Annotated in this window: 9 protein-coding genes; 2 read left to right on the forward strand and 7 right to left on the reverse strand. The window is 64.2% G+C overall.

What is annotated here, in order from left to right; all coding sequences use genetic code 11:
* Nucleotides 1-168 precede the first annotated feature (168 nt).
* Nucleotides 169-705, forward strand: coding sequence for a carboxypeptidase regulatory-like domain-containing protein (locus E6K76_04460; protein TMQ59538.1), 537 nt, complete (start codon nt 169-171; stop codon nt 703-705).
* 4 nt (nt 706-709) lie between these two features.
* On the opposite strand, the gene E6K76_04465 is transcribed toward E6K76_04460, so the two are convergent.
* Entirely contained in the window at nt 710-1,942 is a 1,233-nt protein-coding gene (locus tag E6K76_04465; protein TMQ59539.1) for a rhomboid family intramembrane serine protease, read from the reverse strand.
* A 124-nt stretch (nt 1,943-2,066) separates the two neighbouring features.
* Here E6K76_04465 and E6K76_04470 point away from each other — a divergent pair, with 124 nt between their 5' ends.
* Complete coding sequence (locus tag E6K76_04470; protein TMQ59565.1) at nt 2,067-3,329, forward strand: Glu/Leu/Phe/Val dehydrogenase; 1,263 nt, start codon at nt 2,067-2,069, stop codon at nt 3,327-3,329.
* Here E6K76_04470 and E6K76_04475 read toward each other — a convergent pair whose 3' ends face one another.
* From E6K76_04475 to E6K76_04500, 6 genes are all read right to left on the reverse strand, one after another.
* Nucleotides 3,330-4,253 (reverse strand): LD-carboxypeptidase, encoded by a 924-nt coding sequence (locus E6K76_04475; protein ID TMQ59540.1) that lies wholly within the window; start codon nt 4,251-4,253, stop codon nt 3,330-3,332. It abuts the gene before it with no gap.
* The gene (dacB, locus tag E6K76_04480; GenBank protein ID TMQ59541.1) at nt 4,250-5,857 is read right to left on the reverse strand and encodes a D-alanyl-D-alanine carboxypeptidase/D-alanyl-D-alanine-endopeptidase; all 1,608 of its coding nucleotides are present in this window, start codon (nt 5,855-5,857) and stop codon (nt 4,250-4,252) included. Before dacB ends, E6K76_04475 begins: the two co-directional genes overlap by 4 nt.
* Entirely contained in the window at nt 5,854-6,960 is a 1,107-nt protein-coding gene (locus tag E6K76_04485; GenBank protein TMQ59542.1) for a PorV/PorQ family protein, read from the reverse strand. The genes dacB and E6K76_04485 overlap by 4 nt, the downstream gene beginning before the upstream one ends.
* Nucleotides 6,960-9,935 (reverse strand): hypothetical protein, encoded by a 2,976-nt coding sequence (locus E6K76_04490; protein ID TMQ59543.1) that lies wholly within the window; start codon nt 9,933-9,935, stop codon nt 6,960-6,962. Before E6K76_04490 ends, E6K76_04485 begins: the two co-directional genes overlap by 1 nt.
* A gap of 63 nt (nt 9,936-9,998) precedes the next feature.
* Nucleotides 9,999-12,938 carry a TonB-dependent receptor gene (locus E6K76_04495; GenBank protein ID TMQ59544.1) on the reverse strand — a complete coding sequence of 980 codons (2,940 nt, stop codon included), beginning with the start codon at nt 12,936-12,938 and terminating at the stop codon, nt 9,999-10,001.
* Between the two features lie 283 nt (nt 12,939-13,221).
* A complete protein-coding gene (locus tag E6K76_04500; protein TMQ59545.1) occupies nt 13,222-14,586 on the reverse strand; it encodes a hypothetical protein in 1,365 nt (454 codons plus the stop codon).
* Between the last annotated feature and the right edge of the window lie 26 nt (nt 14,587-14,612).

A 14,612-nucleotide genomic window follows, 5' to 3' on the forward strand; every position in this document is an offset into this window, starting at 1 on the left:
CTGGCGGACAGAGGCTCTCATGGCATGAAGTGTGCGGACCGTACCAGACTCGTCGACGGCGGCGCAAGGCCATTTCTCCCCGGAAGACGAGTTGACAGGCCGGGATACGAGTGTTAGCGTGCCCGACAGAGGTCCGTCAGGCATCGCGCCACTGGGAGGATATCGACCATGATGCGAGCCATCTTGAGGATTCTCGTGCTTTGCGCGACCAGCGCCCTGCTCGGCTCCCCGGCGCTCGGAGCGCCGCCCAGCATACCGGGACAGAGAGTGGAGCCCCGTCCCGAGAGCGCCAGCACCAAGTCCGTCCAGGAATACCAAGGGCTTGGCGTAGGCCGGCAGCTCGCAACCTTCGCGGGAACCGTCCTCGACATCAACGATCGCCCGATCGCCAACGTCCTGGTGGATCTGTTCATCGACGGAGCGCCGGCCGGCACCACCGTCACCGAGGGCAACGGGTACTACGAGATCAACGTACCCTACGACCCGCACGGCGACACCACCGTGCTCCTGTGGTACGTGCCGCAAGACAGGCTGCTCCTTCCGAAGGAGCTCGTGATTCGCGAGAGCAAAGTGAGCCAGGCGAACGCGCTCATCTCCCGGTGCGTGCCGCGGGCGACGCTCACGCCGGGGCACCAGTTCCGCGTCTACCTCTTCGACTCCACGAATAGGAACAAGGACCTCGCCGAGTTGAACTGCCTGCCCTAGCGGGCTACGCCGCCCCGCGTTGGAGCGCCAGCGCCTCTTCGACGGCCCGGAGCCGCTCCCGCGCGAGCCGCTCGACATCGGGGGGCAGCGGTTTGCTCAGGAGCTCCTGGCACACGTACTGGGCACGGCCGGGATTGTTGAGCACCTTCCATTCAATATCGGCGCACTTGAGGAGAGCCGTGGCGGCGCCGGGCGCTTCCGAGTAGTGCCGGCCGTAGGACTCATAGGCGCGGCTCGCGTCGCTGGGCCTGCGGCGCTCTTCGTATCCGCGCGCCACGCGGAGCAAATCCCCCGGCGGAAGGGTCACGTCTCCCAACAGACGCTTCATCTCATCGAACGCGTCACACGCCTCCTCGACTTCCCCGCGCTTCAGCCAACCGGTGATCGCCTCTCGAAACCGGCCCAGCGATCGGGAGCTCTGGTGCGTGACACGGTGGACGCGCGCGGCGCAGATCAGCACCTCGGGGTCGCCCGGGCGCTTCTCTAGGTAGGCTTCGTACTCGCCCAGGGCGGCGAACCATTCCCCGCGCTGGGCGTAGCGATCCCCGAGAACGAGTCGCCGCTCGAGACGGCCTTCTTCCGCCAGCCCCATGAGGAGACCAAGCCCCACGCCGGAGCCCAAACCCGCGAGGTGCGAAACGTACGCGGTCCCCTCGATCGGCTCGACCAGCTGATAGATCCCCTGGAGCACAAACCAAGCCGCGATCGCCACCACGGCGGGGAGCGCGAACTTGTGCGCTTTCGTGATGCCCTGGAAATAGAGCAACGTGACCGAGGCGAAGCGCAACCGCACGAAGTAGAGCCGCACGAGGAAGAGCCCCATGACCCCGGCGACCGCGCCGGAGGAGCCCAGGATAGGCATGGAGGCAAGATCGGGGGCCGCGGCCACCATCCAGCCGGCCTGCGCGAGATTCGCGAGCCCGGCAAATCCCAGGTAGGCGATGAGAAACCGCACGGAGCCGAGGCGGGATTCGATCGGGGGCGCGAGGATTCCCAGATAGAGCAGGTTGCTCAGCAGGTGGAGCCAGCCCGCATGGAGAAAGGAAGAGGTAATGGAGGTAAGAATCGACGGTTCGCCGGGAAGGAGCGTCAAGCGGTAGAATTCAGGCTCGAACCCCGGCGCCAGCTGGAAGAAGAGAAACACTCCGACGTTGGCGCACGCCAAAGCGATCGTTCCCCAGGGCGTTCTCCGGACGCGGGCTTCGGTGCCGATCGGGATGTAGAAGAAGTAGTACATGCTTGATTGGGGGTCCCTCTCTTCTCTACACTACTCCGGGCGCAAAAATGAAGCACATTCGTGACTTAGCGCTGTCCAACCAGAGCAGCCGATGAGGACCGTGACCCCCTACACAGGGACGGACATGGGTTCCGAGATCCAAAAGGAGCTGGACCCGCTCGAAAACGCGAGGCTCCAGTTCGAGGAGGCGGCACAACGCCTCAAGCTCGATCCGAGCTTTCTCCAGATCATCAAGGAACCGCGCCGCGCCACGATCGTGAAGCTCCCGGTCCAGATGGATGACGGGAGCTTTCGCGTCTTCACCGGATATCGGGTGCAGCACTCCATCATCCGCGGCCCGGCGAAGGGCGGAATCCGCTACCACCCCGACGTCACGCTCGAAGAGGTCATGGCGCTCGCCGCCTGGATGACGTGGAAATGCGCCGTCGTCGGGATTCCCTTTGGAGGCGGCAAGGGGGGCATCGCCTGCGACCCGGCGAAGATGTCCAAGGGGGAGCTGGAGCGGCTCACGCGGCGCTACGTCGCGGATCTGATCGATGTGATCGGGCCGGAGTCGGATGTGCCCGCCCCCGACGTCAACACCAACGAGCAGACGATGGCCTGGATCATGGACACCTATTCCATGCACGCGCGACACACCGTCACCTCGGTCGTGACCGGCAAGCCGCTCGAACTGGGCGGGTCCGCGGGACGCCGCGAGGCGACCGGGCGCGGCGTCCTCTTCGTCATCCGCGAGGCCGCGAAGAAGCTCGGCCTGAGCCTGAAGGGCGCCAGGGTCGTCGTGCAGGGCTTCGGGAACGTCGGCTCGGTGGCGGCCGACCTCCTCGCCAAAGACGGCGCCCTCATCGTGGGGGCGAGCGATGTGAAAGGGGGCGTCGCAAACCCGAAGGGGCTCGACCTTCCCGCCCTCATGCGGCATCTCTCCGAAAAGAAGACGGTGGCGGGGTTTCCGGGCGGCACCCCCGTCGAGGGCAAGAAGATCCTCGAGCTCCCTTGCGACATCCTCATCCCGGCCGCGCTGGAGAATCAGATCACGCACGTGAATGCGTCGCGCCTCTCCGCCCGCATCATCGCCGAGGGAGCGAACGGTCCCACGACTCACCAGGCGGACAAGATCTTGAACAAGGCGGGCGTCATGGTCATCCCGGATATCCTCGCGAACTCAGGAGGCGTCACGGTCTCCTACTTCGAGTGGGTCCAGGACCGGCAGGGATATTTCTGGCGCGAGCACGAGGTGAACGAGCGTCTGGAACACATCATGGTCACCGCGTTCAACGACGTCGCGAGAATGGCCGAGGCACACACGGTTTCGCTCCGGGTCGCGGCCTTCATGCTCGCGATCAAGCGCGTCGTCGACGCGATCCAGCTCCGCGGGGTCTACGCCTGATCAGGAGACCAGCCCCTCCTCGAACGTGAGCCGCCCGCGGCGGGGATCGAGCGTCGCGCGCGCGCCGAGCGGCAGGGGCAAGTTCCGGCGCCCGTGCCCCGCGTGAAGCCCCCGAAGGACCGGCACCCCCAAACCACCCAGATGATCCCGCAGGACCTCGTTCAACCGAAGCTCGCGGTGCCCCGGCTTCGGCACGCAATGGATGAAGCTCCCGAGCGCCAGCCCATGCGTTCCGCGGAGCGCGCCCGCCAGGGAGAGGTGCGTCAGCATGGCGTCGATCTTGTAGGGGGGCTCGTTCACCTCTTCGAAAAAGACGATCGCTCCCCGGAGGGAGGGAAGGAACGGAGTCGCGGCCGCGTGATGGACCAGGGCCAAATTGCCGCCCAACACCCGGCCGGACGCTGAAGCGCGTCCGCCCGCGACGTGGCGGGGGACCGCCAACGAGCGGATTCCGAGGGCGGGGCTCGGACTCGAAAGCCAGGCGAGCCATCGGCTGATTTCCCCACGCCGTCCGAAGCCCAGGCCGTGCAGGTTCGGCCCGTGGAGCGTGCGGACCTGGGCACGTGCCTGAAACCCCAGATGCAGGAAGGTCGCGTCCGAGTATCCCGCGAAGATCTTCGGGTCGCGGCGCATCGCCTGCCAGTCCACCTGGGTGGCGATTCGCATCGCCCCGTAGCCGCCCCGCGCCATGAGCACGCACCGGATATCCGGATCGCGCAGCATCCGGTTCAAATCCTCCGCCCGCGCGGCGTCCGACCCGGCGAGATGTCCCCGCCGGTCGTAGAGATGCCGCCCGACCCTCGGACGATAGCCCGCTTGCTCCAAGACCCGGAGCCCCGCGATCACGTACCGGCGCAGCACAGGCCCCGAGGGAGCGACGACCCCGATCCGGTCCCCCGGGCGCAACCGGGGCGGCGCCCTCATCGCGGAATCATCCTCGGGGCTCTACCCGGCGCTCCGGCGCCCGGCTCCGCGGCGCCCCGCCGATACCGGCTCAGAGCGCCCACGATCGCCTCTTCTGCGGACCGCGCCGAAGCGACGCTCCCTCTCAACCCGTTGCTCAAGATCGAAAACACGATCCTCTCCCCTTCGGCGGTGGTCACGTATCCGGAAAGCGCGCTCACGTTCGTGAGCGTTCCCGATTTGGCTCGGAGCGACGCGGCGGGACCCAGGTCCGGGAAACGCCGCTGGAGAGTCCCCACACCGCCCGGGACGGCGAGCGTCTCGCGGAAGACGCCGCTCAACGTGGAGTCCCGTTCCAGGTAGACCAGCCATCGCACGAACGCGCGCGCGCTCGCGAGATCGAGGGGAGAGAGCCCGGACCCGTCGACGAACGAGAGATCGAGCGTATCGACGCCCCCGTCGGCCAGGATTGCCGTGAGCCTCCGCAGGCCCTGCGCGGCGGATTTCCCGGTGGGCGCAGGATCGAGGAGGCGCAGGAGCGCTTCCGTCTCGACGTTCAGGCTGTAGGCATCCACCATGGAGACGACCTCTGAGGCCGGAGGCGAGGAAAGCTGGACCAGCGTGGCCGCGCTCCTCGGACCCGGCGATCCACCGTCCCACGGCATCACCGCGACCTTCCCCTTGACCTTGATCCCGGCCCGTTTCATCGCGCCAAGGAGCACGAGCCCGGCGGTGGAATCGGGCTCGGGAACGGCGACCTGCCGCCTGGCCGAGCCGCCGCGCGGAATCCGTCCGCTCACGCGGAGGACCCGCGAGCCGGGATCGCGCGAAAATGCCAGCAGCGGCGGCGCGGAAGAGTCTGCCATCGACACTCGCCCCTCGATCGTGAGCGGCGTCTCGGGGGGATCCAAGGAGAGCGTGACCCCGTTCGCGGTCGCGCTCGCGAGAAGCGTCGCGGAGTTGCCGTTCGCGAGCACGGCGTTCAGCGGGGCCCCGTACGACCACGGCAGGTCGTCCACCGCCCACCCCGGTCCGTACGGTTCGCGCGCAAAAAGGGTTCCGTCCACCCAGAGCGTGCCCTCGAACTTCCGCATCCCCGATTCGTGGAGCAGAAATGCGAGCGAATCGAGAAGCCCGCGGGAGCCCGGTTGGAGCAACTGGTACACGTCGGGGTAGCCCGAAGCATGCAGGATCAGGTCGCCCGACACCTCGAGCTCGCGGCCCCGTCGCTTTCGCTTCAGCTTGCCCGCCGCCGCGATCTCCGTGACCCCGCGCGCGCCCGGTCCGAATTGCTTGAGGAAGGCCCCCGTCACAAAGAGCTTCATGTTGCTCGCGGGGATGAAGCGGCCGCCGGGGTTGAGCCCAAGGAGGGTGTCGCCGCGATCGAGAGACACCGCGAGGATCCCGAAATGGGAACCCGCCGACGCGTTCTCGGCCATGAGGGCGAGAGAATCGGCGAGCGGTCCGAAGGGTGCGGCGCACGCGGCTGTCGCGCCGCCGGAGCACGGAATGAAGGCGAGGATCGCGGCGAGGACCAGGGCCGCGGTGACGCGCCCGGGCAGCGAACCGGGGCGGACCCGGAGAGGTCCGCCCCGTGGAAGACTCGCAGCCCGCGTCCGGCTCAAAACGAGATGCTGAGCGAGACCTGCTGATTGTCGTCGAAGAATTGGCCCACGTGGGTGCCCGCCCAGTCGAAAGTCAAGGGACGGTCGCCCATCTTGAAATTGACACCTGCGCCGTAGCTATAGCTGTAGAGGTAATCCGCCTGCCGGTCCACCTCCTTGAGCGCCGCCTGGCCGACGTACCCTCCCCTCAGGGCGATGTGCTCCCCGAGCATGTACTCCGCGCCGACGCGATACTCGTCGGTCGAGAAGTTGTTCCCCTGGAACGTCCCGTAAAGCGTCGCATGCTGCTTTTCCGCGATGCCCACCTCGTAGGAGACCCCGATCTGCAGATAGGACGGCAGCTCGAACTCCGTCGGCTCGAGTCTCACGACGTGAGGTTGAGCGGATGGATCATCGCCGGGAAGGGTGATCCGCTGCTCGAAGTCGGGCCCGCCGAAACTCATGCTGGGCCCGACGTTCTTCATCGCGAACCCGAACCTGAGCCCGCGCCAGCCCGGGTCGTATTGCACTCCGAAATCCGCGGCGAAGCCGGTCGCCGTGGTCTGCGCGATCTTTTCATTGATGTAGCTCGCCGTAAACCCGAGCAGCACCCTGTCGGTCATCCGGCGGCCGTAGGACAGTCCGAACACGGAATAGGTCGGATTGAGAATCTCTCCGGTCCCATCCGGGGCGTCCTCCGTGGTCACGATGAGGTCCCCGAGGTTCAGCACCTTGAGCGAGAACGCCACGTTCCCGGCGGCCCCCAGTTTCGTGGAGACGGCTCCATAGTTCACCTTGGTATCGCCGAGGTAGCTGCTGTAGGCGATCATCGCCTCGGCGTTGTCGGTCGCGGCAAGCGACGCCGGGTTGTAGTAAAGATTGGCGATTCCGTTGCCGAGCGCCGTCGACGACCCGCTGAGGGCGATCGCAGCCGCTCCTACCGGGATGCGCAGCTCCTGCGCTCCGGCCGTTCCGAGCCGGTCGAGGCCCCCCGCCCCGGCGCTTCCCGCGATTCCAAGCAGCGCAAGGGGAAAAGCGAGCGTTGCAAAGAAGGCCCTCATGCTCCGAACCCTCCGTCCGTGGGAAGGAATCAACATAGGTCTCATCGCGATCGGGCCCCCCATTAGAAGTTATCCAACCGCTCTTTTTCGATGAACACCGCGAGCCGGTCTGTCTTCGCACCGACGCCTTCGACCTCGATGCGGTAGATGTAGACTCCGCTCGCCACCGGCAGATTGCGATCCGTGTTGAGGTTCCACTGGATCTCGGCGTTGGCCATTTGATCGGAGGTCGTAGCTTCACGGGTGATCGTTCGCACGAGATCGCCCGCCAGGTTGAAGATACGGAGCGTTACGCGGCGGGAGGCGGGGATGTTCGTGAACTTCATGACCCGATCGAACTGTGTGAGCTCGTATTGCGAATGCGCGTAGTAGGGGTTCGGCACCGCGCGGATCTTGTTTACATCGTTTCCGACCACCGTGCCGGGCGCCGTGCCCGCCTTCACGGTCCGGAACGTGTACTGGTCCGCGCTCGTAAACCGCCCGGCGAGGACCCGGATGGTGGTCTGGGGCGGCCACCCCAGCGTGTACAGCGGATTGTTATACGCCGGCTGGAAGTTGCCGAGCGTCTGATCCGATCCATCCGGCACGTAATCGGTCGATTTCGTGACCGGGTTCGGCGCGCCTCCCGTCGTGTCCCAATCCACAAGCGCGTACGGAATATTCCGAATGTAGAAGCGGTCCCCCTGGCTCCAGTCACCGCTCAAGTCCCGATCGCGCGCCATGATCGACATCTTCACGTCATCGCTGGGATCGTTCAAGGAGTTGAAACCCAGATCCCAGACCTCAAAGGGAACCTTGAAGGTCTGAACGAACGAGACCTCCCCGCTCCCGTAGGTCCACGCGAAATTCGTAGTGTCGGCCAGGACCCGGATCTCGTAATCGTGATTCTTCGGGTGGCCAAAGAACGGCGTGAAGCCGCCGAGACCACCGAAATCATTGAAGTGCCACGTCCCGGTCGAGTCGGTGCTGGGCGGCGTCATGTTTGTAAGCGTGCTATCCGCCCGGAGCTCACCGATCCCGGCGACGCCACGAGGCGCCGTCGGCCGCACCATAATTCCGTCCACGACCGGGTTCTCGAAATCGCCGCTCACGTTCGCCTGGTTGACCAGGAGGGTATCGCCGGCCGACGCGTCGATGAGCGTCCATTGCTCCAGGTTATTTAACTTCACGATGTAGTCGTGCCCTGTGATTTGGCTCTGGACCAGTTGATCCACGTCGACGGTTCCGCTCGGATTGAGCGGCCCCGTGGCGACCGGTGTCGCCGCGAGGGAGAACACGGCGCTGCTCGTCTTGGGCGCGGCCCGAATTGGATTCCGCGCGCTCTCGAGGACCTCGGAAACGATCCCGAGCGGGACGCCTCCCACCGTGTACGAGGGCGCGTTATTGGCGTCGTAGGCGTACGCGGTGACCGCGAAGTAGTACTCCTTGTTGTTGATCAGGTTCCCACCGCGGATCTTGTCGCTCGTGATGTCCAAGGAGAACTGAAGCCCGCTGTCGGTGGCGTTCACCTTGAGCTCGCGTTGAACCGCTCCCGAGGTCGAGTTGAACTCGTCCGAGTAGATGTTCGTAACGCCATCCGGGTTGTCGAACGTGGCGACGACGGTTGGAGTCGCGTCCGCGCTGTTCGAGGACATCTGCCAGACCCGGATTCCTTCGAATTTGAAATCCTGGTTTAGCGCCGTGTTGATGCACTCGAATCCGGCGGGCTCGGAGCCCCACACGAGGCGGATGCCCTTATTCAGCGGCTGCACGTACACCGTGGGGGACGGAGGAGGAGCGCAAATGTCGAAATTCAGGTTGAAGACCACTTGCGCCACGTCGTCTTTGCTCTTCATGTCCGAGATCGAGGACAGCCGGTCCGTCCCCTGACCGACGATGATCGCGATCGTCACCTCTTGCGAATCCCCCGGCGCCATCGTGAAAGGCCCGGTGGACAGCATGAGACGGCGGTCCGCGGGGTTCGAGTCAAGCCAGCCGGTACTCGTGACGGGATCCCCCGGCACCTGGAATTTCGTGATCGGCTGCAACGGATCGTCGTTCACGTGAACGGGAGACCCGTCGGGCTTGAGCCCGAGCATGTAGTTGTAGGTTTCTTGAGAACTGTGGGGATCCGTGCCGTTGATGTACTTGTTGAACGAGGTCATGCCCAGCGTATCGAAGACCCCCGGGGTTCCGGTGGGAACAATCGGGCCCCGGAAGAAATCGTAGCCGACCGCCGGAGGCCGGGACCCGTATTGAGCGTCGCCGTTCGTCGCGTTATAGATGTAGCCCAGCGACCGGGTCGTGTCGCAACCGACCAGGTCGTCCGTGAACCCGCCGAGGTCGGGATCGCTCCAGGCGGAGATGAACATGCTGTCGAGGGTGTTCCCGCCCTTGTTGATCATCTTGTAGCGCACGAAAATGATGTTCCCCAGTGCCCCGGCCCGGTTGAACGCGAACGTCGTCTGCTGAATTTCGACTCCGAGCGGAGCCGTGAAACCGGCGTCGTTGTTGTGCACGCTCGGGTCGGCGTCATTGTAGACGCTCCAGATCATCGCGTCGCCGAGGAGCGCCGGCCGGCCCGTCGAATCGACCGGGGCCCCCATGTCGGCCGGCCAGTTCAGATAGTCGAAGCTCGTCGTGTTGCCGCGGACGATCTTGTAGTTCTTGAACCGCGGATTATCCGTTTGGAATGTGCCGTTCGCCATCGGCCCCGGCACGAACTCCTGCGAGTACTCCCCGACGGCGATCCGGACGCTGCCCCCCACCTTGGCGCCGATCCAGGGGCCCGCGGCGAAAACCGCGGTGTGCGTCGAGCCCTTGGGGTAGATGAAGCCGGCGTTGCCGGTGACCAGGTCGTACGCGAACGACCCGTGGTTCGTCACCACCATATCGATGTTGTTCACATCCATATGGGTCGTATTGTCTATGGTCTTGGCAGCCCGGCGCGGCCCGGTGGGGCGGTCCTGCCCCACCGCCGGCTTTGCCGCGGCCGCCGCTTCCGAAGCGGTGAGCGTCAAGATCAGGCTCGCCGCCCCGAGCCAGCGCAGACATCGCATCGTGTTCACCCTCCTTGGCTTCGTCAGACTTGACCCCAGTGCCGCGATGGAATTCTGCATGGCCTAGAAACTGATTTTCGCGCCGAAGCGCACCAACCGGCCGTTCTCGTGCAAGGTGGGACTGCGTTCCGCCAGGATGTAGCGCCGTTGGGCCTCGGCCGTGCTGTAGGTGTTCTGGCCCTCTTCCGTGTTCAGGAAATTCGTGGTCTCCGCGCTCCCCGTTCCGGTGTAGACGGTGCGGACATTGTCGCGGTTGAAGGCGTTGAGCACCCAAACGTACACGTCGAGCGTCTGGGCGCCGAGGCTGAACCCTTTGTTCGCCTTGAGGTCGACCGAGACGGTCCAGGGACCGTACCGGGAGTTGATCGGCCCGATCGGCTGCGCCGCCACGTTGGCAAGCGTCACCTCGTTGTAGATCCGGGTCGGCGTGTAGGGGTACCCGCTCCCGGCGTTCAGGAGCACGTTGACCCCCGCGTTCTCGAGGAGCCGCGTGCCGCCAAGAGCCGGCCCTTCGCCCTTGCCGAGCCGGTAGTCGAAGTTCCACGAGAATTTGTGCCGCTGATCGAAGGCGAGCGGCGACGCGAGCTTCGGTGTTTCATCCGCCGTCCATGCGATGTTCCGCTGGGTCTGCGAGACCGAGCCTGTCCCCGTTGCCCAAGACAAGCTGTAGGACGCCGTCATGGAGACATAGCCCACGCGCCTCAGCGTGTAGGCGAGATCGAGCCCCTTGATCGTCGCGAAGTCGCGGTTCTGGTAGGAAGAGAAGGCGTTCGGTGTCGAAGGAATATTCGTGATCTCGACGAGGTCCTTCACGTCCTTGTAGTAGGCCGCCACCTCGATTCTCGAGCGCTCGGTTGGAGTGTGTGTGAGCCCGATCTCATAGGCCGTGGTCTGCTCGGGCTTGAGGTTCGGATTTCCGAAACCGACGAAGTACCCGCCCGTCTTGATCTTGTGCTCCAGGAAGGCGTAGCTCACGTAGAGATCTTGAAGATTGGGCTGCTGGAAGAACTTTCCATAGTTCACATGGATCAGCGTCCGGTCGGTCACCGGGAATCCGACTCCAAGGCGTGGGCTGAGCCTCCGGTAGACCTTCGACTCTTGTAGATCTTGGGGGTCGAGCTTCGTCGGAAGGTTGGTCGAATCGTTCACGTCCGACTGGAGTGGGTTCGACTCGCTCCGCAGCGACTGCGTGGACGGGGTCAGGTAGTCGAACCTGAGCCCGGCGTTCACGACGAGGCCAAGTTGCTCGTACTTCCCCTGGGCATAGAGCGATGCCACCTTGGGATGCTTGGGACCGTCCAGTCCGCCGTCGATTTTCTCTCCGAAGGGGTCGTATCCGTACCGATCCGCATCGAGCGTGTTCTTGGGAAGGAGCACGCCGGCGCTGTCTTCGTAGAGCTGCGTCGGGAAGTAGTGGTCGTAATAGCGGAGCGTGTGCCGCTGGTAATCGCCGCCCATCTTGATCTGGAGCACCTTCGAAACCTGGTTCGCGTAATCGGCGGCCACGCCGTAGTAGGAGGAGTTCCGGTGGAGGAAGTCGTCCCACACGTGGGCGCCCTGCGGATCCTGGGATCCGTAGAAGAAGAGCGCCTCGTTAGGATCGTACGTCGGATCGCCCGCCCCCTGCGGAAACGCGTACTTCTTGAGGTCGTCGAAGTAAACTCCGTCCCCCCGGATCCGGTCGGTGAGGAAGTAGTTGCCCTTCACCTCGAAGTAGGAGCGGGTGTTCAAGCTCTGGTTCCACGTCCCGTACACGGAATAGTTCTTGTCGTGGAAACGCGGAGCGTGATCGAGGTTGAACCGATACGGGTTTTGAAACTGCTGCCACTTGTCCTGGTTGTAGGTACCGCCGAGCTTGAGCGTCTTCAGCGGGCTGGGCTTCCAAGAGAGCTTGCCGACCCCCGACCAGGTTTCGCTGCCGTCCGAGGGCAGGACCCCGTTCGTGAACAGCCCGGCTTGCGACGGATCCCCCACTTCATCCGTGATGATGCTCGGTCTGCGGTCCTCGACATCCTTCCGCTCGCCGGCCGCGTAGAAGGTGACCTGTTTCATGCTGGGAGCCAAGGGCCCGCCCAGGGACGCGCTGAAATTCTTGTAGCCGCGGCTCTTCTTGAACCAATCGCCGAGAACTCCCTCCGCGGACCCGAAGTACTTCTCTCCGCCTTCCTTCGTGACGATGTTGACCGCGCCCGAGTTGATGCGCCCGTATTCGGCGTTGAATCCGCCGGTCTGGACCACGATCTCCTCGATCGCGTCCCCGTTGATCGCCGTCGTCGAGACCCCCGTGAGCGGATCCTGCTGCGAGAAGCCGTCCACGTAGTAGGCCACCTCGTTGGGGCGGCCGCCCCGAATGATCAGCGTGTTGTTGTTCTGCGACTCGTTGTCGATGTTCAGCTTGAAGTTGACGACGCCCGATTGCTGCGCTACGGCATCCTGGTAACCGCGCAGCGGCTGGTACTTGAGGTCCTCTCCGGAGAGAAACTTCGCCGAGCCGGTCAGGTCCTTCTGGATCAGGGGACGCTCGGCCTTGATGACCACCTCGGGCACGTTCGTCAGGACCGTGGATTCAATCGAGAAGTCGAGCCTGGTATTGAAGTCCGGGATCATCTCGATGTTTTCCCGTGCCTGGGAGACGTAACCCAGGAGCGAGACCCGAACCAAGTACCGCCCCGCGGGAATATTCAGGATGACGTAGTTCCCCTGGGCGTCCGTCACGGCGCCGCGCTTCAGCTCCGGGATCGAGACGCTGGCCAGCGCGACCGGCTCCCCGGTTTTCGCGTCACGAACGACGCCGGACAGCTGCCCCGTCGTCCCGGCCCACGCGGTGCCGAACACAAAAATGGCGCAGGCCAAAAGTATGGCCGCGCCGAGGACTACCTTGAAACGAGGTCGAAACATGATTCGCCCCCCTTTGATGATCCACCGTATCGCCATTTCGAGGGTCTCTCCATCCCTGGCAACGATCGGATCTCCCGTACCGGATCCGACCTCCACGTCGCACATCCCGTGCCCGTCCCGCAGGCACCCTCATCTTGGCCACCGAGGACTCAAAAAGTTACCGGCTCTGTCGCATTCACCCCCTGCTCCGAAGCCCACATACGAGCTGCGGCTCTGAATGCTTGAGCCGCAACACATTCCACTGCGTTGAAATTACGTACCTGTCCGAAAACTTGTCAACACTTTATTACCACGAAAGAAAGCGGGCCGCCCGGATTGCATGCCCGGGCGGCCCCTACGCGATTTTGATGGGCGGCTCCGCAGAGCCGTGCTGCTTGGCGGCGACCTCTTAGAAGTGGTAGGTCGCGGAAGCGCGTGTGAACGGCGTGGACCGGTCGCCGGAGAGAATATACCCGCCGGAGAGCGGGAACTTCTCGTTGAGCGTCATATCGACGTCCAGGTTATTCCAGCGGAGGCCCGTGCCGAGGCTGAAGTTGAAATCCGACGTCCGGGTCTTGTCCGTGACCGTGGTCGACGGGGTTCCGAACGTCGTGTTCTCGGTCCGATCGCTCAGCAAGGAACGGTTGGCGCCGATCCGCACCTTGAGCCACTTCGTCGCGTCGGTCTCGATGGCCGCGAAAACGAGCGGCACCATCGTGGTCTTCTCTTCGAACAAGGACTGCTCGCCCGCCGCGACCGCGCCGTCCGTGCGCTCGTAGGAGTGCTTCGTCTGCGCGACCTGCACGCCCCACAGGAGCAGGTTGTTGTCGTTCACCCTCATGTTGTCGGAGAGCCCGACGCCGTAGCTCTTGTAGGTTTCGTCCGCGGAGCGGATACTTCCGGCGGCCGGAACGTTGGTGACCTTCCAGCTCAGGTCGTCGTTGACGTACCAGCCCGCGGGCACCCAAACGTGCCTGTCACCCTGATTCACGAATGCGCGGCCCACGACGGCGTAGGAGGCGCCCCCGTCGTCTTCCCATTTCTCGCCTTGGACGCCACCCGTGACTTCGGTGCGATCCAGCGAGTACTTACGGTAGGTGACCGCGCCCTCGAGGCGGTTGTCGTTGCTCATGTGGATCGTGATGCCGGGCGTGATGCCAAAGGTGTTGACCTCGATCGGACCCGTACCCCCCGCACCAGATCTAATGAGGTCGGCTTGGAACAAGCCTCCGAACGGGTAAGGATCGAAGGGATCCACGCCGAAGCCGCGAACCCGATTGAGCGAGGTCGTGCCGCCGGCGTTGCTCGTCTCCTCGAAGCTCGAATTCGTGATGTCCAGGCGAACCGCAAAATCAAAATTGGTGAGCGCCTTGCCCCAGATCGCGTCGAGCTGCTCGTTGGTGAGGCTGCCCGAGGCGGTGTAGTTGTTGAGCGCGCTCTGCTTCATTTGGAATGCGATGGCTCCCAAGCGCGGGAAGTTCCGGATCACAGTGAGGCTCTGTTGGCCCGTGGCGACCGCGCCGAGGGAGATAACCGTCCCGTCGCTGGAGGACCCAGTGGGATTGTTTCCCAACTCGGCCAGAACGAGGTTGTTCTGGCGAACCACGGATGCCGGGTAGTAATAGATGTTCACGTAATCATCGGTGAATTGGCTGAGCGTCGGGACCGTCAGGGACATGCCCTCGACACGAGAAAGCGATGCCCGGCTCTCGCCCGCAGTAAGGGCGACGACTGCGGCCAGGCTCAAGACAGCCATCAGCTTGCGCTGAGACATCAGTTATAGCCTCCTTGGTTTGGTGA

This window comes from Candidatus Eisenbacteria bacterium, from assembly GCA_005893275.1.
Lineage (GTDB): Bacteria > Eisenbacteria > RBG-16-71-46 > SZUA-252 > SZUA-252 > WS-7.